The organism is Gluconobacter sphaericus NBRC 12467, from assembly GCF_006539125.1.
GTDB classification, from domain to species: Bacteria; Pseudomonadota; Alphaproteobacteria; order Acetobacterales; family Acetobacteraceae; genus Gluconobacter; species Gluconobacter sphaericus.
The window spans coordinates 38,123-60,357 of sequence record NZ_BJMK01000005.1 but is presented as its reverse complement, the minus strand read 5'-3'; the positions used below and the strand labels follow the sequence as shown (position 1 = coordinate 60,357).

The following is a 22,235-nucleotide window of genomic DNA, read 5'->3' as shown; positions in this document are numbered from 1 at the left end:
CGGTCGTGATGATTGCGGTCCGTTTTCACTTCTTGTTCGGACCGCGCCCTGCATATTTTCGACTCCCTTTTTCATGTTGATCCGGTTTCTCTCTGCCTGGCGTTTCTGGTCGTTCCTGCCTGTGTGCAGGCGATACAGCCGGGGCGTGCAGGGAGAGCCGCGGTTCTCTGTGTGGCGGCGCTGGCTACGGTTCTGGGCCTGTCGCCAGCCGTTCAGGCTGTCGCGCTGGGCGTGATTGCGGCTCAGGACCGGGAGGCCTGTCCGGCAGTGTGGAGTGTTCCGGCTCTGCTGCTTTCTGTGCTGTTTCCGGCCCAGACATTCTTGGTGCTGGCAGTGTTGCCAGTCCTGTTCTGGTCTGCGCTGGTGCGCCAGCCTGACGAGGAGAAGGAAGGCGGGGCATTTCCCGCCGTGATGGGCATTCTGGGCGTATCGCTGGTCTGGCATGCGCCTGTGTCGGTTCCGGCTGAGCTCGTCGCAGGGCTTGGGGCGGCTGTGATCGCATTGCTGGGCCGGTCTGTCCTTGGGGCCTGTCGTCCGGGAGATCTGGGGCTTTTGCGGCCTGTTCTGCTGATGGTTCTGGTCGTGGCAGCGCAGGCGGAAGGTCTGGCGGTTTGTGCCCGGATTGCGCTGGAAGCCACACTTCTTGATCTGTCACTGCTGGTTTTGACGGCCGTACTGGGACGCGTGTTTCCGGCGTTGTCGGTGTTACGGCTGCCGTTTCCACCTTTGCCCGGACTCGTTGTCCTATGGCTTGGGATTCATGCCGCGCTCGGTATGGCGGCAGGGGTCGAGGGCTGGAGCGTGCTGGGTGTCGTAGTTGCCCTGCTGCTGGGGCTGCTGTCTCTCTCGGATATTCTCATTGTGGGACGGGTTTTGCGGGCGTGGCAGGGGACTGTTCCGGGCACCTCTGTTCTCTTCATAGGGGCGGCAAGTCTGCTGTTGCCTGCGTTGGTGTTTGGGATGGCGAGTCCGGTTCTGCATTTCATAAGTGGAGAGTGGGTCTGGCCTGTCTGGCGCATGGGCGGTGGGGATGGCGCCTCTCTGCGGTTGCCAGCTTTCGTGCTTACAGGGGCTATTCTGTGGTGTGTTCTGGTGCGTCCCTGGCGGGTTGTCGGAGGGATTGTGCAGGCGGCCTCCACGCTTCTTCCTGCGCTGGGAAATCTGCTTTCGGTCGGGGACGGTCTGTTTGAGGAAGCACCCTCCCTGGGGTGGAAAATGCGTAGCGTCATCGTGGCAGGGCGGCGCCGGCTCAGAGTGCTTCGAAACGTAAAGGCTCCTGTTCTTCCCGATTTGCGTCAGGGCGCGGTGGGGCTTTGGCTTGTGCTTCTTGGTCTCGTTCTGGCGGTACTGGGAGTGATGGCGTGATGGGGCATGAGATCGGACTGATCCTGCTGTCCGTGTTGGAAGCGCTGTTTCAAGTGGGGCTGCTTCTCGTTCTGGCGCCGGTGATGGGCTGGTGTTTGGACAGCCTGCCGCTCTGGCTGGCGGGACGGTCAGTCGGGAGCGTGCGGTTCCGTCTGTTACAGGCGGCGCGTGTCTGGAGAGCGCTGTTTCAGGCTCCACTAGGCGGACGTCCGGCGATGGCGTTGACGGCGGGTGTGTTGACGCTTGTGTGTCTGCCGACAGTTACAACGGGCTCGGCGTTGTCGTCGCTGGCTGATCCGCTTGTTGTCGGGCTGGTCGTGCTGCTGGGGCGCGGATTCCTGGGGCCGGGCCTGGTGCAGGGTGAAGGGGGCCGTCTGGTGCCTGCAGTTCTGCTCCTGTGTCTGACCGAGGCCCTCATTGCTCTGGCCGCACCGGGGACGGACGGTTTGTCGGGCCTGTGCGCGATGCTGCATATCGAGCCTGAGCCGGGCCTGGAGGGTGCGCTTGCAGCCTGTGCGCTGGCGCTTGGAATTGCATGTCCGCCTTTGCGCTCGGATGATGTGACGCAGATGCTGTCCGGCCTTCAGGATCGTCATGAACGTGAGGCCACGCGCAGTATTGCCGATGTGCTGAATTGTGGCTGGCTGCTGCTGCTGGCGGATCTGGCGTTGCCGGTGAGTGTCGGACTTGCGCAGGGCGGTGTGCAGGGCTGGTGGCTCGGGTTTCTGGCATTGGGGGGAAGGTTGGCGCTGACGGTTGCTGTGGCGGTCGGGCTGCGTCTGATGGCGCAGGAGCGGAGTGCGCGGCTGACGGCGTTGTTTGCGGGTGTGGCGCTCCTTCTGGCTCTGGCGGGGAGGTTTGGCACATGATCGTGGGGTTTGGATTACTGCTGCTTCTGGCGCTGGCGGGTCTGGGCAAGGACGGGCGGGGGTTGCCGCTCTATGGGGCGGTCTGTGCCTTTGCGGGGGCGACGGTTTGTTCGGGGGTGATGGCGCTTCTGACGTCTGCGGCCCTGGTCGGGCTGAATTTTCTTGCCTGGGTCTGGCTGCGGCGCTTTGCGCCGGAAGCGCCGGATCGGGCGGCTGTTCTGCCGGTTGTCGGGACGCTTGTGTTGCTGCTCGCGCTCGGACTATCGGGTGCGGGTCTGGGACTTGCGCCTGTTCTGGGGGCTGGAGCGGTTCTGGCCGGTCTTTGCGGTGCGGCATGGGGGGCGCCGCTGGTTCAGTTCACGGGACTTTTACGGGCTGCGGACGGGCTGGTCGTCGTGGCCTGCGTGCTTCATTCATGGCCGCTTTTTGCAGCGGCGCTGAGCCTGTGGGGTGTTTTGGCGGCGCTCGGTGTGACGCTTCTGCCGCGTTTGGCGTGGCGCAGGGTGGAGGACGTCTGATGCATCCGCTTGCTCCTGTTGGAACCCTGTTTGCCGTAACGGTCTGGCCGCTTCTGGCGGCATTGCTGCTTCTTCTGACGCCAGAAAACCGCCAGCCTGCCAGTAGTCTGACTTTCGCTGTGGCCGGGCTCGTCATTACGCCGCTGGCTGTCTGGCTCATGCCGGGCACGGATGCGCTGGCAGCAGCGTGTTCCTGTATCGTGACGGCAATTCCGCTGCTTCTGCCGCAGGCTCAGGACCGGACCGGGCGCATCCTGCCGTTTCTGGTGACTGGCTGTGCGCTTCTGGCACTCAACATTCACTCCGCTTTTGCCGTGACGGTTCTGTGTGGTGCGGGAACGGTTCTGCTGGCCTGGCGTGAGGGGCGTGGGCCTCGCAAGGCGCTTGTTGTCTGGGATATGGCGCGCAGCCGGCTGGGCGGTGTGGTGCTGGGGCTTCTGGGGGCTTCGCTTCTGCCGATGCAACAGTCGTCGCTTGGTGCGGTGCTGCTGACAGTGGGGCTGTGCATGTTGGCAGGGCTTGGGCCCTCGCCGACTTCGGCGCCTGAGGCAGCGCTTCTGGATACGGGGCTGCGGTTTTCGGCACTCATGCTGATGTTCCGGCTGAGTGCGTATCCGCTGGTTCATCTGCTGATGCTGATCGCGGGGTTCGGGACGATCATCATGCTCGTCTCGTCACGCTCCTCAGGCCGGAATATGTCCCTGCCGATGCTGTCTGCCTTCGGGGCTCTGGCGGCTGCGACTGCGGAAGGCACGGCGCTGATCCTGCTGCTGCTTGCGGCGCTTGGGCTTGCGGTTCTGGACCTGCGCGGTGCAGAGGGCGAGGATGGAATTGCGGCCGGGGCTGCGCCTTGGCCGGTGTTTTGTGCGCTTGTCGGGATCGGGCGGTCGCTTGAAACCGGGCAGCTGGTTCTGCTGATGGTGTGTCTGCTGCCTGCTTTGTGGTCTGTGAGGCACAGGACGCTTCTGCCAGCGTTTGCTCGGGGAGAGCGGGGCATGGTGGTCGTAATGCAGGCAGTTTTGCTTCTGGGGGGGCTGTGTGGTCCGCTGTTTTTGGCCTGGCATCCGGTGACGGGGTGGCGGCCATGATGGGGATGGGACGGATCATCCGCAGCGGCGAGCGGGTTGCGTTGTCGCATTATCATCTTGATGCCGAACAGTGGAGCGCAATGCTGTCGGCGCCGGGCGCGACGTTGCCATTAATATCCTGCTGGGCGGATGATGCCCGTGCCTACGTGCTGCTGTTGGAGGGGGATCGTCCGCTTCTGACGAGCACGGCAGTGGAAGAGCGGCGTTATCTTGCGCCGTCCTCGCGTTTTGCCGGGGCCGAGTGGGGCGAACGCGTGGCGTATGATCTGTATGGCGTGGAAGCGATGGATGCCCATGGGAATGGAGCGTCGGCGCTGGATGAAGGCGGTTGGACGTCCACTTGGCCGCTGTCGTCCCGTCCGGGGCCAGCGGCAGGAGGATTGCGGCCGCTGGCGGGAAGTCATCTATTGCGTCCTGAGCAGACGGGGCTGAGCGGACCGCTGGAACTGTCCTTTGAGGTTCGGAAGGGCAAAGTCCGGAGTGTGGAGGTTTGTGCGGGAGGCGCGCATCGCGGAGTTGTGTCGCGCCTGCTGGGGCGGACGCCGGAAGAGGCCATGCCGCTGGTGTCTCGGATGACGGCGGGTGGATTCGTGGCGCATCCTCTGGCTTTCGCGCGGGCTGTGGCGCAGGCGCGCGGGCTGGTTCCGGGGCCCGGCATTCGGGATGTCTGGATGGTGTTGCTGGAGATCGAGCGGATGTCGCTCCATCTGTTCGACATGGCTAGGACGGCGCGGGGTGTGGATGCGGAGTTGCTCGCGACGCATTGCGATCATGCGCGGGAAGCCATCGCGCGGGCCTGTGCGGAGCAGGGTGTTTCGCGACGTCTGATGGATATGGTGACTTGTGACGGGTTTCGGGATGGGCTCGAGATCGTGCCGCTGGCTCAGGCCGTTCATGCGGTAATGCAACCGCGTCTTGCAGCGCTGGAAGAGCTTCATCGGGTTTTTGCATCGCGGCTGGACGGATTTGCGGTTCTGGATGTGAGGCTGGCCGAACGCTTTGCCGTGGGTGGCGTGAGCGGGCGGGCGAGTGGCCGCAGCATGGACATGCGGCGGCGGGAGGCCGGGATGCGGCTGGAGGCATTGCGGGCGACAGGATCGAGCCAGGGGGATGCTCGGGCGCGAGAAGGGCTGCGGCTTGCCGAAATCCGCGACTCTCTCAAGCTGCTGGAGCGGATTCTGGGGAGTATCGGTCTGGAAGACGACGAGCCCGCGCCGGACCGGACGGATGAGGGCATTGGCGTGGCCGAGGGCGCGCGCGGAGATGTGTGGTACTGGGTGCGTTTGAAAGACGGGCGGATCGAGAGCCTGCATGTGAGGGATCCGGGTGTATCGCTTCTGCCGGTTCTGGGCGCGATGCTGCGGGGTTATCCCATCAGCCGGGTGCCGGCGGCTCTGGGTTCGATCGGGATTTCACCGGCGGGGATTGCGCTGTGAAGGCTGTACAACGGACGGGGCCTCTGAGCCTGCTTTACGCTTTCATGGATGCAACGCGTGGGCGGGCGTCTGTGAACGGGGAAATTCCGCGGCGGGAGCGTCCGATCGGGCTGTATATTCTTGAGACCGGTGGCTGCGAGGGATGCTTCATGGAGGTCGAGTCCCTCAATGGCAGTGCGTTCGCGCTGGAGCAGGCGGGTTTTGTTTGTGTGAGCGATCCGGCGGATGCGGACTGGTTGCTGCTGACCGGGGCGGTGACGCGGGTCTGTGCTGAAATGTTAGACCGGGTGTGGCGGGCTATGCCGCCGGGCCGGAGCCTGATTGCGGTTGGGGCTTGTGCAGTCGATGGAGGGCCGTTTCCGGCCGGTTATGCGACGTTGGGAGGCTTGCAGGCCCTGACGCCGGTGCGGCGTGCGATTCCGGGCTGTCCACCAGCGCCGCAGGAGATCCTGCACGCGCTTGAGGAACTGGCGCGGGTCTGATCGCGATATTCTGAAACTGGAAATTGCCTGAAACAACGAAGTTTTGTCTTCGGACGGCTTGTCGTGACACGGTTTCGCGTTAAAGCAGACGGACGCACTGGATGCGTTTCCCATGAGGTTCGGTCGCCTGTCGTTCAGGTCACCGTATAGAGCACAGGGCTAGAGATGGCTGATTATCGCCTTGGAATTGATCTTGGTGGCACGAAGATCGAAATTGCCGTTCTGAACCGTTCGGGCGATCTCGTCCTGCGCGAACGCATTCCCAATCCCGGTATCTATAATGAAGCCGTTCTGGCTATGCGTGATCTGGTGACGGATGTGGACCGCCGTCTGGGTGCGGTGCCGAGCCACCGTGTGTCGGCCGGGCAGCATACGTCTACGCTGGGCATCGGCATTCCGGGATCGATCTCCCCGGAAACCGGGCTGATCAAGAACGCCAATGCGACCTGGCTGAACAACCAGCCTTTCGGTCATGATCTGGAATCCGCTCTGGCGCGCCCGGTCCGGACGGAAAATGACGCGAACTGCTTTGCTTTGTCCGAAGCGGCCGATGGCGCGGCCAAGGGTATGCTGACGGTGTTTGGTGTCATCATCGGGACCGGCATGGGTGCGGGCATTGTCAATAACGGCCGCGTTCTTGAAGGGCGTCATCATATTGCTGGCGAATGGGGGCATCTGCCGCTGCCTTGGCCGACGGAAGAAGATGCGCCGGCGCGCGAGTGCTTCTGTGGGAACAAGGGCTGCATGGAGCGCTACCTTTCGGGGCCGGCACTTGCCGCGGACTGGAAAGGGCCGGGTAACCGTAATACGGCCGGGATCGAAGAGGCTGCGGCCAATGGTGATCAGGCGGCGATTGCGGCTTTAGGCCGTTACACTGAGCGTTTTGCCCGGGCCTGTGCCATGGTCATCAACTTCCTTGATCCGGATGTGATTGTTCTGGGTGGTGGCGTCTCCAATATTCATACGCTGTATGAGCGCGTGCCGCCGCTTCTGGCCAAGCATGTCATTACGCCGGTCTGCACGACGCCGATCGTTAAGAACAAGCATGGTGACAGCTCTGGCGTGCGTGGCGCGGCATGGTTGTGGGACGTGACGGAATAAGTCTGTCGCGTAATTGGATATGAAAAAGGCCGCCCGGTTTTCCGGGCGGCCTTTTTTGTTGGCATTTCCTGCTCTCAGGCAGGTTCTTCTTCAACCGTTTCCGACATTTCTTCCGCCGCCAATTTCAGGCGATGGTAAGAGCGGCGGGAGAAAGGGAGGATTGCGATATAGAGTAATCCCGCACCTGCGAGGGCACCCCAGGGGTCAGCGACCAGAAGGGCGGCATATAGTCCTGTTCCGAGCATCAGGGGCAGGACGTAGCGCGCCGGAACCTTGAAGTTCTTGAACGACCAGACTGGCAGCGTTGAGACAAGAAGTAGTCCGGTAAAAATCAGGCAGACAGCTGAGACGAGGGGCAGGCGGGCAAAGGTAGCTAAACCTTCGGCGTGGAGACGATCGGCCTCAAGTCCCAAAAAAACCGGAAACAGCACCAGTCCGGCTCCGGCAGGGGCGGGAACGCCTGTGAAGAAGCTATAGGAATATTCTGGCTTGTCGTCGTCATCGAGGCTCGCGTTGAAGCGGGCCAGACGCAGCGCCATGCAGACCGTGAACAGAATGCACGGGACGAAAGAATAGCGTCCGGCATGTTCGAGCGACCACATCAGCAACACGAAGGAGGGGGCCACACCGAAGCATACGAAGTCGGACAGGCTGTCGAACTCCGCGCCAAAGCGGGTGGCTCCCTTGAGTAACCGTGCGATCCGCCCGTCCAGACCGTCGATGCAGGCGGCGATCAGTAGGGCTACGGCCGCAGGCTCAAACTGGTGTTCGAGCGCGAAACGCATGCCGCTGAGCCCGGCGCAGAGGCCGAGCATCGTCATGATGTTGGGGATGAGGCGGTTGAACGACGGCCCACGCACGCGAGTGCGGGGATTGCGCCCCATGCGTCGGAGCCTGCGTCGGATGCGGCGTCTTTTGGTGGGGCGGATGGGTTCAACCGTTGGCGGTGTGGTCATGAACGGCGTCTGGCTCAGAGCTTCGCCAGGACAGTTTCGCCACCGACCATGGTCTGCCCTTCCACAACCAGGGGTTCGACGCCAGGCGGCAGGTAGACATCGGTGCGCGAGCCAAAGCGGATCAGGCCGAAACGCTCGCCGGCTTCTACGCGGTCGCCTTCTTCGACAAAGCACAGGATGCGGCGTGCGATCAGCCCGGCGATCTGGACAACGCCGATGTTGCGACCGTCTGGCAGCGTCAGGCGCAGTTCGTTGCGTTCGTTGTGCTCGGAAGCCTTGTCGAGGCTGGCATTGAGGAATTTGCCGGCGTGATAGGCGATCTTTGTGACTTCACCAGCGGCGGGCATGCGGTTGATGTGGACGTTCAGCACGGAGAGGAACGTTGAGACGCGCCAGACCGGAGTGTGACCCATTTCCAGAGCGGCAGGCGGGGTGACCAGCGCGACGGATGTAACGCGACCGTCAGCGGAGGCCAGCACCAGATCAGTGCGTGGCGGCGGCGTGCGCTTGGGGTCGCGGAAAAAATAGAGGCAGAAAGCCGTGAAGGCGATGCCTGCGTTGCCCAGTAGACGGGTGGCGCGCCAGGGCGTGGCCCGTCCGAGCAGCCCGACGAGCGAGCCCGCGAGGAGGAAGGGAGTCGCGGCACGGTGCGGCGGCGACAGGACAAGCTTGAAGGACTGGATCAGCGACATGGAACGCACTCTTACGGCACACGGCGGGAGGGTCAAGAATTCGCCACAAAGAAGGCGTTTTTCGGGCAGGTTTTCTGCTTTCTCCGTCTTCAGGCGGGCTTGGCTATCTGTCGGGGGAGCGGGGTGCGCAGTTTTTCGTCGATCAGAGGCGTTCCCGCATAGACGTTCTTGCGGGCCGTGACGACGTGCACTCCGCCGCAGGGGAGGCGAAGTGTATGGCCCGCCCGTTCTATCAGGCGCCCCTGCGTGACTGACAGCGCGGCGGGCGGAGGCATCAACGCAGAGGAATGGTGTTCGATCCGGAACAGGGCCTGATCGAGCAGGCGCGTTAGTTGGCCGCTGCTGTATGGGATGCCATGACCGAAGGGTGTGGCATCCGTGTGGGCCCAATAGCCGGAGCGGTTGGGAACGACCAGCGTCAGGACCCCGTCATCGTTGAGGGTGCGCCAGATGGCGCGGAGGAAATCTGGAGCGAAGCGGGTGAATTCGAGACCGTGGACCACGAGGACGGCGTTCATCGAGAGGTCGTCGAAGGGCAGACGTCCGCTGCTGACGATGCAGTCCGCCCAGGGGATGTTGCTTCGGCTGGTTCTCTGCGTCTGTGGATGCAGGAGGCGACCCGAAACGGCGAATTCCGCACTTTCCGGAAGATAGGGGGCTGTATAGCCTATCCCGAGGATCCTTCGGCCGCGCATGGGGGGCATGATGCTCTGCAGGCGGTCGTTGAGAAGCAGCGCCGTGCGCTGGCCCTGTCGGCTTTCGTAGAAAGTGGCGGCATCATCGGAACGGATGCGGGCCAGGGACGTCAGCATGCAGCTACCTCATCAGCAGGACACTCCAAGGGGAACAGTCATGCCACTCGATATCAAGCCGATTCCGGTTCTCTCTGACAATTATGCGTGGCTTCTGACCGCGACAGCAGGTCAGCGCGCCGTCGTCGACCCCGGTGAAGCGGGGCCGATCATGGACGAAATCGGGGAAGGGCGGCTCGACATGATCCTGCTGACCCATCATCACGCCGACCATACGGCGGGCACGAATGCTTTGCGGGAGCGCTATGGCGCAAAGGTCTATGGACCCCGGCAGAAAAAGGAATGGCTGCCCCCGCTGGATCATGACCTGGAAGATGGAGACAGTTTCTCGTTGGAGAGTGTGAAGATCCGGGTTCTGTCCACGCCGGGCCATGCTGTAGGGCATGTGTCGTATGTCGTGCCCGAGGTTCCGGCGCTCTTTTGCGGGGATGTGCTGTTTAGTCTGGGATGCGGGCGGTTGCTGGAAGGGACAGCGCAAGAGTTGTTCGACAGTTTGCGTCGTTATGACAGTCTGCCGAATCAGACGCTTGTCTGTGCGGGACATGAATATACCCGCTCCAATCTGGCCTTTGCGCTTCATGTCGAGCCGGACAACGCAGCCCTGAAGGCGCGGGCCGGGGAAGTCGAGCGTCTGCTGGAAGCCGGGCGGCCGACGTTGCCGGTGACACTCGGAGTGGAGCGCCAGACAAATCCGTTTCTGCTTGCGCCGGATGTGGCGACGTTTGCGCGCTTGCGCAGGGAAAAGGATACGTTCTGAAGGCACACACAAAAAAAAGCCCCGCTCGAAAGAGGCGGGGCTTTTTTGAAAGGTCGTCCGACCGTTACCAGCCGAAGATGATCTTCTTGAGCAGTTCGGCTCCGAGGCCGACGACGATAACGCCGCCGGCCCAGATCGCTATGAACCAGCCCACACGTTTCATCCAGTTCAGGAAACCCGGTTTTTGGTCGGGCTGTCCGTATTCGATCCGCATGGGCCGGACTCCCTGTTCTTAGTGGTAGTGATGCTCGGCGGACATTTTTCCGCGGAACACGTAGTACGAATAGGCCGTGTAGGACAGGATCAGCGGCAAAAGGAACATCGTACCGACCAGCAGGAAGGTCTGGCTCTCCGGCGGAGAGGAGGCCTGCCAGATGGTGATGGTCGGCGGTACGATATAGGGCCACACATTGATGCCCAGACCGCTGAAGCACAGGAAGAACAGGCCCAGCGTCGCGATGAACGGCAGCAGGTGCGAGCGCGGGTTCCGCAGTCCGAGGAATAGCGTTGCTGCGAGAACGACGACTGCAACCGGAACCGGCGCCACCAGAGCGAGCTGCGGCATGTCCAGCCAGTGCTGCATGTATGTGGCGTGGAGCATCGGCGTCCAGACGGAGACCAGGGCGATCGTGACCAGCATCAGACCGGCAAGAGTGAAGGAAATCCTGCGCATCGTGTCGTGCAGTTCGCCTTCACAGCGCCATAGCAGCCAGGTCGCCCCGAGAAGTGCGTAGCCGATGACCACGGCAAGGCCGCAGAACAGGGAGAACGGTGAGAACCAGTCGAAGCTGGAACCGACGAACACGTTGTTCTCGACCTTGATGCCCTGGACGAGCGTTCCGAGAATGATGCCCTGCATGAAGGCCGCCACGATGGAGCCGCCGCAGAAGGAAATGTCCCAGAAGAACTGGCTCATGGGCGATTCCGACTTGAAGCGGAACTCGAATGACACGCCGCGCAGGATCAGGGCCAGCAGCATGAACAGGATCGGCAGGTAAAGGGCCGGGAGGATCGTGCCGTAGGCGACGGGGAAGACGCCATAGAGTGCGGCTCCGCCAAAGATCATCCAGGTTTCGTTGCCGTCCCAGACTGGAGCGACGGTGTTGACCATGAGGTTACGGTGATCGTGGTCCTTTTCCTTGAGGAACAGGATGCCGATACCGAGGTCGAAACCATCAAGGCAGACATAGAGGAAGATGGCGGTTGCTGCGAGCAGCGCCCAGACCACCGGGAGCCAGAAGCCGGCTGTTTCTGTCATGGTTCTTACTCCGCCATGCCAGCGCCGGCCGTCGGGCTGGACGGGGGCTGATGGGAGACCTGTGTTGTACCTGCGGCACGCTGGGGCTGGTCTTCAGCGGGGCCGTGTTCGCCTGGATGGGGTTCTTCGGCGAAGGTCCGCAGCAGGATGGTGATGCCACCCATGAACACGATGAAATAGACGACGATGAAGGCAATCATCGACGTTGCGATGCTCGGCAGAGCGATCGGGGAGACGCTGTCGGAGGTCCGCAGCAGGCCGTAGACCGTGAAGGGCTGGCGACCGACTTCAGTCGTGATCCAGCCGCAGAGCAGGGCGAGGAAGCCCGCAGGCGACATGAACAGCGCGATACGGTGCAGAAGCGGCGTATCGTACAGCTTGCCTTTCCAACGCAGATACAGCGACCACAGACCAACCAGCACCATCAGCATGCCAAGGGCGACCATGATGCGGAAGGAGAAGAACAGCAGTGGGGAATAGGCGCGGTCTTCCTTCGGGAAGTCCTTCAGGCCCGGGACCTTGCCATTCAGGCTGTGCGTCAGGATCAGCGAACCCATGTAGGGAATGGAAATTTTGTAATGCGTGGTCTCGTTTTCCATGTCCGGAATGCCGAACAGGATCTCTGGTGCCCGGCTTTCGGATTCCCAGTCCCCTTCGAGCGCGGCAATCTTGGCAGGCTGATATTCAAGCGTATTCAGGCCCTGCGTATCACCCGCCAGAACCTGGATCGGGGAGACGATGGCGGCCATCCACATGGCCATGGAGAACATCAAGCGGACTTGTTCGGACGCCTGACGGCCTTCACGACGGGCCTTGAGCAGATGCCATCCGGCCACACCTGCCACAATGAAGGCCACGCACAGGAAGGCTGCGAGGCCCATGTGCACGATGCGGTACGGAAAGGACGGGTTGAAGACGATCTGCCACCAGTCAACAGGTAGGAAACGGCCGGTCGCCTCGTCGATGCGGTAGCCGCGGGGTGTCTGCATCCAGGAATTGGAGGACAGGATCCAGCTCATGGAAATCAGCGTGCCGATCGAGACCATGCAGGTGGCTGCGAAATGCAGGCCCTTGCCGACGCGGTTGAGGCCGAACATCATGACGCCGAGGAAGCCGGCTTCAAGGAAGAAGGCCGTCATGACCTCATAGGCCAGCATTGGACCGAGGATTGGACCGGCTTTCTGCGAGAAGGCCGACCAATTCGTTCCGAATTCGTAGGACATGACGAGGCCGGAGACCACACCCATGCCGAAGACGACGGAAAAGACCTTCAGCCAGTATTTGAAGAGGTCCAGATAGGCGCTGCGCCCCGTTTTGAGCCACAGGCCTTCGAGGACTGCGAGATAGGCTGCGAGACCGATCGAGAAAGCCGGGAATACAATATGGAACCCGACCGTAAATGCGAACTGGAAACGCGCCAAGAATAGAGCCGACAAGCCAAACATGTCGATTACCTTCTGGGTAGATGGCGAAACGCAAAGGCCAGGAGGAAGGATGTCGGCTCCTCAGGGGCCTCACGCACACACAACAGGGTAACGAAGTTGTGATTTCTTCGTGTGTTGCCGTCTTTTGAACCCTTTAAACGTATTTTGCCAGAAAAGTTTGATGCGCTGAGCATTATTTTGATAAAAATCAATGCGGCATCCAGAATTTTCCAAGGCGTTCAGGGGGCTCTGAAGCCATGACTGATAAGCGCTGAAACTGTCTGCGCATCCGGAAGGATTTGACCATTGATGACTGGCATGGAGAGAGAAAGGGCGCGCTGCTTCATGGTCGGGATACTGGATGTTTTTTGCAGCAATTTTTGCAGTACCGACTGAAGGTCAGGAGCAAGATGTGACTCTATTTCCGGACGATTAAGCAGCCGGGCCGCCAGTTCCTGCCAGTGGGTCATGGTGAGGGTGAGCGTGCCATTCTGTTCTGGCAGGGAGATGGCGCCTGTCAGGGTGATCCGGTTGTCTGAGGAGGCCGGAACGGGAGACGCGGATGCATCCTGAAGGATGAAGCGTCCGTAAGAGGTGGGATCGAGCAGTGAAAGGCTGGGTGATGACTGCGATGCTGTCAGGGCGATTGCCAGACGTCCGTTGCGCAGATCGCTGGAGAGGCCATAGGGCAGGGGAAAACCATTAACTGTGGCGGCATCCGCGATGAGGCCGAGGCGTGTGGCATCCGGACGGGCAGCGGGAAACCGGATGAGGCGTCCGGAGAGGGTCTGTACGGAGAATTGTCTGCCCGGCCATCTGCCGGAAAAGGCCAGTTGAAGCCGGGGCGCCGAAAAGATCAGGTGTTCCGGAGTGCGGAAGCCGATCTGAAGGCCAGACGTCAGCACGGTCAGAACATTCTTATTCACAACGAGGCGGGCGGCCTGATGTCCTGTCAGGGAGAGCAGAAGCCCTGCATGGAGCAGGGAGAGCCATGATCCGCCCAGACGGATTTTCTCACCGGCCCATCCCGCATCATAAGGCGATGCGGCCGAGGCTGGGTGTGTACCGTTCAGGCGGTCGATTTCCACCCAGGCCCCGAAGGGCCAGCCGCCCTTACGCAGAGGAGTCGTCTCAACCCTCCAGCCATTTTCGTGCGCGGAAGTCAGAGTGGTTTGGGCCGTAACGTCCAGCCTGTGGATCGTACAGAGCCAGAAGACTGTATCCAGCACTGCAGCTATTGCGAGTACGGCAATCAATACCACAGCAGATCGACCGTAACGCACAGTAAAGAATGGACGAGCCATTGAGCATATCTTTTCAGGTGTGGCTGCGGGATTGGTCAAGTCCCATCTGTTTTATCCCCAACCATTGAAAGAAGCTCCAAAGCGTTGGAAAAAGCTCACGAACGTGTGATTTTAAACGGGGCTTCTGGAAGCGTGAAATGCTGAAAGTGTCAGAAAATCAAGGAATTCGGAGATTCTGTCAGAGGTAGGGCGTCAGGAAGGCGTCGGGTCTGGAATACTTCTGAAAAATTTCAGTTTTTTGCAGCCTGGTCATGCATTTTCTGGGTCCACAGAGTTATCCACAGGATCGCGGGGAAGGGTATGGGTTGTGCACAGTTCATCCCACGCGCTCTCCAGAGCCTGGGTGAAGGCCTTGCGCTCCTGCTGGGGCGGCAGGGGGTGACCGATGACGACGTGCAGGGTTCCCGGACGCTTGAACCAGGCATTGCGGTCCCAGAATAGACCTGAATCGGTTGCGACGGGCACGATGGGAACGTCTGTCTGTCGTGCCAGGGCGACGATGCCGGGTTGGATCGGATGACGCTCTCCGGGAAGGGTACGGGTTCCTTCGGGAAAAATGATGATCTGACGATCGTCGGCATGGGCTGCCTTGCTGTCCCGCATCATGTTGCGGAGGGCTTTTGAGCCGGCCTTCCGGTCGATGGCGATCATGCCGGTCAGGAGCAGCATCGGGCCTACGACGGGGATACGGGTCAGTTCGGACTTGATGATGTAGTCGGGCCGGTCGACAAGAGTCATCCAGATGAAGCCGTCGAAGAAGGACTGGTGCTGCGAGGCGATCAGCAGCGGACCGGAAGGCAGGTTCTCGCGCCCCGTGACTTCGATGCGGACCGAGCAGATCCGAGTAAATCCGGCCAGAATGGCCCGTGCCCAAAGTTTCGCGTAGGACAGGGCCAGATCCTGATTTTTCATGAGGCGGATCGGAACGGTGCCGAGGCCCATGAACAGGGTGATCCAGAAAAGATAGAGATTGAAAAGGACGCCGCGAAGAATGCTCATCATGGTGTTCTGCACACCAGAAAAGCGGTTCGGACACAAGGGCTGTCAGGCGCCATCCAGTCCTTCCCGGCCATCCGGAAGGCCGGTGAGGACGCAGATTTCCGCGCCGATGAATTTGTTGTACTCGCGGAACATCAAGAACAGGATCCGGCGGGAAAGGGGCGCCTGAAGGGCAAGGGGCACGACCGGATAGGGTACGAGGGCTAGATCCGGAGCCACGCGATGGATTTCGAGAACCGCTCGGCGGATATGGTAGCCGGCTGTGACGATCAGCAGGCGGTGGAGGTGATTGTCACGGGCCCACTGGGCGGTTTCGTGGGCGTTGCCGATCGTGCTGGTGGCACGGCGGCCGAGCGTGATTCGCTCTGCCAGGGGGGAGGAAAGAGACTCCTGCTGGAGATGCAGGATGTGCTGCAACGTGACATGGGGGCCGACTCCTGAGATCAGGAGCAGGTGCCCGTATCCGCCCCGCAGGAGCGTGATGCCCGTATCGACGCGCTGCTCTCCACCGGTCAGGGCGACGATGCCGTCGCAGACGGGGGCCGTGACGGAAGCCTTGCTCGCGTCCTGAATGAACCAAGTGAATCCTGCAAGCCAGAGCCCGCCTAGAGCCAGGCATGTCAGAAACAGGCGCTTCATGGCAGCCGCCGGAGCCAGACGAGCACGACGGTCTGAGCGGTAAGCCAGCCCAGGCAGGCGGCAATCAGAGGCAGGGCGCCAAGCTCTTCGAGTAGAAGGTGGGGTAGGACGTGCAGGGTGTTCCACTCGCTGACCAGCATGCTCTGCCATGTTGTTGCAGGCAGCGCGATTGGTCCAGCGTCACGTGAGAAGGGTGCCAGTTTTCGAGCGAGCATGGTGATGACCGGGCTCAGGAAGAACAATCCAGTGAGGCCCCCGGCGAGGCTCAGAAGGGCGGCCCTGCCAGCAATGCGACTGGAGATCATCATATCTCCGGCACCGAGGAAATGGACGATCTCGACGGCCTTGCGCTGGGCCATTACGGAGCGGCGGACGGTCATGCCGACTGAAAGGATTGCGATGGCGGCGATAAGGCTGACCGCAAGCCAGGCGCAGGCGACGAGGCTGATTCCCAGACCGTTAAGGCGCTCTCCCCAGCGACGGTCTTCTTCCACAACGGCTTCTGGCAGGGTCTCATGGACGATCTTACCCAAATCAGGTGTTCCGGTATGGGCGATGATCAGAACGACGGGCAGGGAAAGGCCGGGGAGATGTCCGCTGTCCGAGATCTGCCCGAGCCAGGGGGCGAGAAGGGTCTGTACCTGCTGCGGAGAAAGTTCTCGAACGGTGGTGACATCTGGTGTCTTATGGAGCGTCTGGATGAGCGTGCGGGTGCGGTCTTCAAGCTGGGGCGTATCGGACGGGATCTCGATTGTGGTGGCGTTGCGCGCGGCGCCGGCCCAGCCTTCGGCCAGAGTTTGAACGCCTGTCAGTCCGGCGAGCGAAAGTCCGCCTAGTAGGGTCATGAGTGCGACCAGAAGCGGCAGGCTGCCGGAGCGCAGGCCGGGGGAGACAGGCGCGCTCATGCTTTATTGCTCCGGAGTGCGGCAATTCCGTCCTGAATATCGGTTCCTGCGAGTGTGCCGTCCTGGAGGATGATGGACGCGGCCGGAGTTTCGCGGATCAGCGCTTCATTATGGGTGGCAACGATGACAGTCGTGCCCATTTCCACCAGTTCCTGAAACGTGGCCAGCAAGCGACGGGCCTGCGCGTCCTCGAGGGCGTTGGTGGGTTCGTCAGCCAGCAGGACTTCCGGACGGCCAATCAGGGCGCGGGCGATGGCGGCGCGCTGCTGTTCACCGCCGGAAAGGGTCCCAGGGCGCTTGTCAGCGAGATGCGCAACGTCCAGCCATTCCAGAACGGCGAAGGCCTCGCGTCTGGTGTCGCGTTCGGAGGCGCCGCGCAGTCTCAGCGGGAGAGCCACGTTGTCGAACACAGTCCATTCCCCGATCAGGCGATAGTCCTGGGGAACAAACCCGATCCTTCGCCGCAGGTTTCGTAACGTGGTCCGGCTGGCCTGACTGATGGACACGCCAAGCAGGTCCATCTGACCGGCCGAAGGGCGTGTTTCGAGTGTCAGGAGGCGCAGTAGACTCGACTTTCCTGCTCCGGACGCCCCGAGGAGCCAGCGGAATTCTCCCTGCGGGACGGTGAGCGTCAGATTTCGCAGAACGGGCTGTCCTACGTCGGGGGGCATCATCGAGACATTCAGGAGGCGAATCATGATGCCTTCATTGAAAAGGTAGGTAATTTATTAACCATTTAATAACGATCATTTCGTCATAACAGGCAAGCACACGGATCAGGCTAGGCCGGATCGGAGCCGGCTGTCGAAGGGATTGATTGAATGCGCATTGAATGCCCCCACTGCCATGCAGTCTTTGAGGTTCCGGAGGCGCTGACAAAAGGAGTCAAACGTCTGCGTTGTGCCAACTGCGGAGAGAGCTGGGAGCTGAGCGTGACCGTAGCTTCGAAACCGGAAGAGGCGCCCTCAGGGGCTGTTGCCGCGCCTGAAGCTTTCGAGGTGCCCGAAGAGGAGGCTGCGCCTTTCGTTGCGGAGTCGCCGGCTTCAGGGGGCGAAGGCGCGTTCCGGGCGACCGGGGCGATGGCCAGTCGCAGCGATGGCCGCCGTTCCGCGGTTCTGCATTCGCGCTCGACCGGAGAGGTACAGACGCCCACGGACACGGCTGCTTTGTCGATGATCGGGTCTACGGGAGCTTGGATTGCGGCCTGGGGCGCCAGTCTTGTGTTGGCAGGATCTGGGGTGGCTGCACTGTGGTACTGCAAGGGCGCAGGAGTTTTCGGCTTTCTGCCTGGGGTCGGACATTTTTCCTGACCCCTACGCATCTTACATGTTGCGGGCGGCGAGGGCCGAGACCGTGGCTCCGATCGCGGCGATGGCCATGAGGAGGATACCGTCGAAAATCAGGGAGCCCGGCGTAACGAGGTGAGAACCGATCTGCAGATGGTCCGGGAGAGTCCCGGCGACATGGTTCATGATGTCACGCGCTTGTGGATCTGCTGTAGCAGCGCTCGTGGTGATCGCATTGACGATATGTGGCAGGATGTACCAGCCCGCTCCGAGAATCAGAAGGAGAGGCGCCAGAAGTTCGGCGATCTGCTGGGCCAGGTAGAAGGCGAAATAGCAGACCGACCAGATGCCCGTCCTGATCATGGAGGACGTGGTGAGCGATGAATCGCTGCGGCTGCTGCGGCCCAGAAGGCGGTCCGTGATATGGGATGGGGGCTGCATGTCCATAGATATGGCTTCCAGTGGTCCGGCAACGGGAGTTAGTCTTCGCCCCTGAAAACGGACGAATGGTTCACTTCGGACTAGCTGCAAGAGAACGCCAATGCAAACTTTCCCGTGCTGTCATGCCTTTTCCTGAGTTCGAGATGCCTATGGTGACGTCCAACATGCCTCGGGTGGTCCTTGTGGAACCCGACTGTGACCATGCCAGACAGATTGCCCAGGTTCTGGTTAAGGAGGGGTTTGCGCTGACCTGCGCCATGAGTGGCGAAGAGGCGCTGGGCACGATCGAGGAGGCCATGCCGGATCTGGTGGTTGCCTGTACCGAACTGCCGGGCATGAGTGGTGGCCAGCTTGCGCGGCGGTTGCGTCTGGATGCGCTGACCAGGAACATCCCGATCCTGATGCTGACGGAAGATGCGTCACCAGGTGTGGAGCGTGAGGGGCTGGAGAGTGGTGCGGACGCCTATATTTCCAAGTCAGCCCATCCGGATCTCATGGTGCTGCGGATGCGCGCTCTTCTTCGCGAAGGGCCGGAACTCCTTCAGGTCGATGAGGCATCCCGTCTGCGCCGGGCGCGGATCGTGATCGTTAATTCTCCGCGTGATGATGAAGAGGGGGAAGAAGTTGTCGAGGATGTTCCCGAGACTACTTTGGGAGAACTGCTCTGGCGTGATGGGCATACTGTCACCTCGATCGAGCGGTCCGACGATCTGATTGAGGGAGGGTGGCTTCGGGGGGCGGACAGTCCGGACTGTCTGGTGTTGGAACTGGGCAGCGGGGACGAGGATCTGAAGTTCTGCCGGCTTCTGGATGCGCGGCGGCAGGCTGTTCTGGAGGCCGGTGGCATTCCGTTCCGGACCCTTGGGATCGTGGAAGCATCACGGTTCAGGCGGCAGTCTTCCGGCGAGTTCTTCGAAGCAGGAATCGACGATCTGGTACCGAGTGATATCGCGCTTGAAGCGCTCGCGATGCGAATCCGTACGTTGGCCCAGCGCAGGATGGCGCAGGACGAGTTCCGCCAGCAGGAAATCGAGCGTCAGCAGAACGCGCTGACATTGGAAGCGGCGCGAGCCAAGGCGGAAATGGCCGAAGCTTTGGCGCAGGCCAACATGGAACTGGCGCGGACGAATGAGCGGCTTCTTCAGGCGCAGTCCAAGCTCGTTCAGACGGCAAAAATGGCCTCGCTGGGTGAACTGGTGGCGGGGATTGCGCATGAGATCAACAACCCGCTCGCTTTCACGATTGCACATGCCGATACGGTAGCGCGGACGCTCAAACGCCTGCAGGGTGTCAATGCGTCCGACGAGGCGATGTCATTGACGAAAAAAGGTATGTCGCGTCTGGACTCGATGAAGCTCGGCTTGCAGCGGATCCAGAACCTTGTTTTGAGTCTGCGCCGCTTTTCACGGCTGGATGAGAGCTCCTTCCAGAAGGTCGATGTTCCGGCAGCGTTGGAAACGGCGCTGGCTCTTCTGGCGCACAAGTTGGGGCCGGGGATCATCGTGCAGAAAGATCTTCAGGCGCCGGCCGAACTGGTCTGTCAGCCAGCGTTTCTCAATCAGGCTGTCATGAACATCATTTCCAATGCGGCTGATGCGATGGCGGACATGTCTACGGATGGAGATATCGTGCGGGGCAGGATCGTCATTGCCTCGCGGCTGGAAAACGGGCGCTACGAAATGAGTGTGAGTGACGACGGATCGGGGTTGCCGCCTGACTTGCGGACGCGAATTTTCGATCCGTTCTTCACGACCAAGCCCGTTGGAACCGGGACAGGTCTGGGGCTGGCCATTGCTTATAGCGTTATGGAGGCGCATGACGGGGTGATTGAGGTAACGGACGCCAATCTGCCGGACGGGCGCGGGGTCGGAGCGTGTTTCCGGATGAGTTTGCCCGTTCGCATGACCGAGGAGGGGCCGGTGGCGACTGGCCGCGCAGCATGACTTTCTGGAGCGCAAAAGGGCCGTCGCGTCCTCTAATTCTGCTGGTGGATGATGAGGAGGAAATCCTCGTTGCCCTGACGGATCTGTTGGAAGACCAGTATGAAATCCTGTCCACGACGGACCCGCTGCGGGCGCTGGATCTGTTGCGGGAATATCGGGATGTTGCGACCATTATTTCTGATCAGCGGATGCCTGGCCTGACCGGGGACCAGTTGCTGATGCAGGCGCGGGCTTTTTCGGACGCGCGTAGTATTCTGCTGACGGGATATGCGGATCTGGAGGCCGTCGTATCTGCGCTGAATCAGGGCCAGGTACAGGCTTATGTGCATAAGCCGTGGGATTCGGATGCGCTGCGCTCTCTGGTGGGCGAGGTCACGCAGCACTGTCTGGCGCAGCGAGCATTGAAGACCGAGCAGGCGTTGCTGCGTGGACTGATGGAAGCTCTTCCAATCGGGCTTGTTTTTTCGGATAGGGACGGGCGGTGCATCCGCAGCAATGTCCGGAATGAATCCGAGAGCGGGGCTGAGAACGAGCAGGCTCATTTTCCTGAAAAGCTATGGCCCGAGATCACCGCCATGCGTGAAGATGTCCGTGTTTCCGGGCAGGAAGAGCGTTTGGTCAGCGAGGTTCTTACGGAAGGAGAGGGGCGTTCTGTTGTGCGCTGGCATGAGCTGACGCGGTTGGCTCTTGCCTGGCCGGAAGGTGCTTCCAGGGCGGATGCCTGGCAGGTCAGCATGGACCGGGATGTGACGGCCCGTGTCGCTATGGAATCACGACTGCGTCAGGCTGAAAAGCTGCAGTCGCTTGGGACGCTGGCTGGCGGTATCGCGCATGATTTCAATAATCTGCTGGCGGCGATTTCAGGGTCTCTCGAACTTCTGGAAGATATTGCGGAGTTTGATGAGGCATCTATGGCGCTGCTTCGCAATGCCACGGATTCTGCCCAGCGCGGGGCCGTTCTGACGCGGCGGTTGCTTCAGTTCGGACGCCCGCGTGAGGCGCGTTTGTCGGCGGTGTCGTTGGGGCAGTTGCTGCCGGGGCTGACGGATCTTTTGCGCCAGAGCCTCAAAAAGCGGGGTGTATCGGCATCGGCGGCTCCGTGCGCGCTGTGTGTGGAAGATGTGCCGTCGGATCTGCCGCTGGTCTGGTCTGATGCAGACCAGCTTGAAATGGCGCTCTTGAACCTGTGTGTGAATGCACGGGATGCCATGGCGGATGGTGGCACGGTGCGAGTCAGTGCACATGTCGTCGAGCAGAAGCGGACGGGTCTTCCCGCGGAATGCTGTCCGGACCGGGCCGTAGCGCTGGAGATCGTTGATGAAGGCGAAGGTATGCCGCCGGAGGTTGTGGCAAGAATTTTTGATCCCTTCTTTACGACCAAGGATGTCGGGCGTGGGACCGGGCTGGGTCTGTCCAGTGTGTATGGTTTTCTGAGTCGGAGTTATGGCGAAATCGTTGTTGACAGTGTCGTGGGCAAGGGGACGCGCATGACGCTGCTGCTTCCCGTGGCGCGGGATAGCCAGGAGCGGGTTTCTGTGCGGCCGCTTCAGGGTGTGAAGCTTGAACAGCGCCTGAAAGTTCTGGTTTTGGATGATGAAGCGCCAGTGCGAATGGTGACAGCCGGATTCCTGGCCCAGGATGGCCATGAGGTGACGGCTGTTGCCTCGTTGGCAGATGCGCTGAAGCGTGTTGATCCGGCGTCCCCTTTCGCGCTGGCGATCATTGATATGAGGATGCCGGATCATGATGGTCTGGCCTGTGCGGAAGCATTGTTGAAGGCCCTGCCCGGATTGAGGGTGCTGTTTATCAGCGGGCACACAGATGATATGCCGGCCCCTGAAAACGGGCTTCTTTTGCCGAAGCCCTTTACGCAGGAAAGCCTGCAGAGGGCTGTGGCTGAAACCATGCGTTCTGTTGACGCTGGCGCGTCATAAGAAGCCGGTTTTGCATGGGTTGGCGG

The 22,235-nt window shown here is 61.2% G+C and carries 23 protein-coding genes and 1 pseudogene; 12 read left to right on the top strand and 12 right to left on the bottom strand.

Translation table 11 applies throughout. The annotated features are described in order from the left end of the window. The first annotated feature begins 12 nt into the window (after positions 1–12). The 7 genes from GSP01_RS05225 to GSP01_RS05195 all read left to right on the top strand — a co-directional run bounded on the left by GSP01_RS05225 (position 13) and on the right by GSP01_RS05195 (position 6,859). Positions 13–1,365, top strand: coding sequence for a hypothetical protein (locus GSP01_RS05225; RefSeq protein ID WP_141351453.1), 1,353 nt, complete (start codon positions 13–15; stop codon positions 1,363–1,365). After that, positions 1,365–2,234 (top strand): hypothetical protein, encoded by an 870-nt coding sequence (locus tag GSP01_RS05220; protein ID WP_141351451.1) that lies wholly within the window; start codon positions 1,365–1,367, stop codon positions 2,232–2,234. Before GSP01_RS05225 ends, GSP01_RS05220 begins: the two co-directional genes overlap by 1 nt. Further along, a complete protein-coding gene (locus GSP01_RS05215) occupies positions 2,231–2,752 on the top strand; it encodes a hypothetical protein (RefSeq protein WP_141351449.1) in 522 nt (173 codons plus the stop codon). The genes GSP01_RS05220 and GSP01_RS05215 overlap by 4 nt, the downstream gene beginning before the upstream one ends. Further along, positions 2,752–3,840: a hypothetical protein gene (locus GSP01_RS05210; protein WP_141351447.1), complete on the top strand. Its 1,089-nt coding sequence runs from the start codon at positions 2,752–2,754 to the stop codon at positions 3,838–3,840. The genes GSP01_RS05215 and GSP01_RS05210 overlap by 1 nt, the downstream gene beginning before the upstream one ends. Then, on the top strand, positions 3,837–5,276 hold the full coding sequence (locus tag GSP01_RS05205) for an NADH-quinone oxidoreductase subunit D-related protein (protein WP_174787549.1): 1,440 nt from the start codon (positions 3,837–3,839) through the stop codon (positions 5,274–5,276). The genes GSP01_RS05210 and GSP01_RS05205 overlap by 4 nt, the downstream gene beginning before the upstream one ends. A gap of 44 nt (positions 5,277–5,320) precedes the next feature. Then, positions 5,321–5,758 carry an NADH-quinone oxidoreductase subunit B family protein gene (locus GSP01_RS05200; protein WP_141351652.1) on the top strand — a complete coding sequence of 146 codons (438 nt, stop codon included), beginning with the start codon at positions 5,321–5,323 and terminating at the stop codon, positions 5,756–5,758. A 165-nt stretch (positions 5,759–5,923) separates the two neighbouring features. Beyond that, on the top strand, positions 5,924–6,859 hold the full coding sequence (locus GSP01_RS05195) for an ROK family protein (RefSeq protein WP_141351445.1): 936 nt from the start codon (positions 5,924–5,926) through the stop codon (positions 6,857–6,859). A gap of 74 nt (positions 6,860–6,933) precedes the next feature. Here GSP01_RS05195 and GSP01_RS05190 read toward each other — a convergent pair whose 3' ends face one another. From GSP01_RS05190 to GSP01_RS05180, 3 genes are all read right to left on the bottom strand, one after another. Continuing rightward, positions 6,934–7,815: a CDP-alcohol phosphatidyltransferase family protein gene (locus GSP01_RS05190; protein WP_141351443.1), complete on the bottom strand. Its 882-nt coding sequence runs from the start codon at positions 7,813–7,815 to the stop codon at positions 6,934–6,936. A gap of 14 nt (positions 7,816–7,829) precedes the next feature. Next, positions 7,830–8,507 (bottom strand): phosphatidylserine decarboxylase, encoded by a 678-nt coding sequence (locus GSP01_RS05185; protein WP_141351650.1) that lies wholly within the window; start codon positions 8,505–8,507, stop codon positions 7,830–7,832. A gap of 89 nt (positions 8,508–8,596) precedes the next feature. Further along, the gene (locus GSP01_RS05180; RefSeq protein ID WP_141351441.1) at positions 8,597–9,319 is read right to left on the bottom strand and encodes a class I SAM-dependent methyltransferase; all 723 of its coding nucleotides are present in this window, start codon (positions 9,317–9,319) and stop codon (positions 8,597–8,599) included. A 40-nt stretch (positions 9,320–9,359) separates the two neighbouring features. Here GSP01_RS05180 and gloB point away from each other — a divergent pair, with 40 nt between their 5' ends. Next, entirely contained in the window at positions 9,360–10,076 is a 717-nt protein-coding gene (gene gloB, locus GSP01_RS05175; protein ID WP_141351648.1) for a hydroxyacylglutathione hydrolase, read from the top strand. Between the two features lie 64 nt (positions 10,077–10,140). Here gloB and GSP01_RS05170 read toward each other — a convergent pair whose 3' ends face one another. The 8 genes from GSP01_RS05170 to GSP01_RS05135 all read right to left on the bottom strand — a co-directional run bounded on the left by GSP01_RS05170 (position 10,141) and on the right by GSP01_RS05135 (position 17,303). Next, positions 10,141–10,290, bottom strand: a complete 150-nt coding sequence (locus GSP01_RS05170; protein ID WP_141351439.1) for a DUF2474 domain-containing protein — start codon at positions 10,288–10,290, stop codon at positions 10,141–10,143. Positions 10,291–10,308: 18 nt separating this feature from the next. Beyond that, positions 10,309–11,334, bottom strand: coding sequence for a cytochrome d ubiquinol oxidase subunit II (cydB, locus tag GSP01_RS05165; protein WP_141351437.1), 1,026 nt, complete (start codon positions 11,332–11,334; stop codon positions 10,309–10,311). A gap of 5 nt (positions 11,335–11,339) precedes the next feature. Continuing rightward, positions 11,340–12,779 carry a cytochrome ubiquinol oxidase subunit I gene (locus tag GSP01_RS05160; protein WP_141351435.1) on the bottom strand — a complete coding sequence of 480 codons (1,440 nt, stop codon included), beginning with the start codon at positions 12,777–12,779 and terminating at the stop codon, positions 11,340–11,342. A 218-nt stretch (positions 12,780–12,997) separates the two neighbouring features. Continuing rightward, on the bottom strand, positions 12,998–14,062 hold the full coding sequence (locus GSP01_RS05155; protein WP_141351433.1) for a DUF2125 domain-containing protein: 1,065 nt from the start codon (positions 14,060–14,062) through the stop codon (positions 12,998–13,000). A gap of 249 nt (positions 14,063–14,311) precedes the next feature. After that, positions 14,312–15,061, bottom strand: coding sequence for a lysophospholipid acyltransferase family protein (locus tag GSP01_RS05150; protein WP_141351646.1), 750 nt, complete (start codon positions 15,059–15,061; stop codon positions 14,312–14,314). A gap of 45 nt (positions 15,062–15,106) precedes the next feature. Continuing rightward, on the bottom strand, positions 15,107–15,700 hold the full coding sequence (locus GSP01_RS05145) for a YdcF family protein (protein WP_141351431.1): 594 nt from the start codon (positions 15,698–15,700) through the stop codon (positions 15,107–15,109). After that, positions 15,697–16,605, bottom strand: a complete 909-nt coding sequence (locus GSP01_RS05140) for a cell division protein FtsX (RefSeq protein WP_141351429.1) — start codon at positions 16,603–16,605, stop codon at positions 15,697–15,699. Before GSP01_RS05140 ends, GSP01_RS05145 begins: the two co-directional genes overlap by 4 nt. Beyond that, positions 16,602–17,303 (bottom strand): cell division ATP-binding protein FtsE, encoded by a 702-nt coding sequence (locus GSP01_RS05135; protein ID WP_141351427.1) that lies wholly within the window; start codon positions 17,301–17,303, stop codon positions 16,602–16,604. Before GSP01_RS05135 ends, GSP01_RS05140 begins: the two co-directional genes overlap by 4 nt. 123 nt (positions 17,304–17,426) lie before the next feature. Here GSP01_RS05135 and GSP01_RS15410 point away from each other — a divergent pair. Together GSP01_RS15410 and GSP01_RS05130 are read left to right on the top strand one after the other, a co-directional pair. Beyond that, a pseudogene (locus tag GSP01_RS15410) lies at positions 17,427–17,519 on the top strand (zinc-ribbon domain-containing protein); the annotation flags it as partial. Between the two features lie 18 nt (positions 17,520–17,537). After that, a complete protein-coding gene (locus tag GSP01_RS05130; RefSeq protein ID WP_255320867.1) occupies positions 17,538–17,915 on the top strand; it encodes a hypothetical protein in 378 nt (125 codons plus the stop codon). Positions 17,916–17,927: 12 nt separating this feature from the next. Here the strand turns inward: GSP01_RS05130 and GSP01_RS05125 are convergent, their stop codons facing one another. Beyond that, on the bottom strand, positions 17,928–18,338 hold the full coding sequence (locus tag GSP01_RS05125; protein WP_141351423.1) for a hypothetical protein: 411 nt from the start codon (positions 18,336–18,338) through the stop codon (positions 17,928–17,930). A 158-nt stretch (positions 18,339–18,496) separates the two neighbouring features. On the opposite strand from GSP01_RS05125, the gene GSP01_RS05120 reads away from it, so the two are divergent. Together GSP01_RS05120 and GSP01_RS05115 are read left to right on the top strand one after the other, a co-directional pair. Beyond that, complete coding sequence (locus GSP01_RS05120) at positions 18,497–20,275, top strand: ATP-binding protein (RefSeq protein WP_174787547.1); 1,779 nt, start codon at positions 18,497–18,499, stop codon at positions 20,273–20,275. After that, on the top strand, positions 20,272–22,209 hold the full coding sequence (locus tag GSP01_RS05115) for an ATP-binding response regulator (RefSeq protein WP_141351419.1): 1,938 nt from the start codon (positions 20,272–20,274) through the stop codon (positions 22,207–22,209). Before GSP01_RS05120 ends, GSP01_RS05115 begins: the two co-directional genes overlap by 4 nt. Positions 22,210–22,235: the final 26 nt, after the last annotated feature.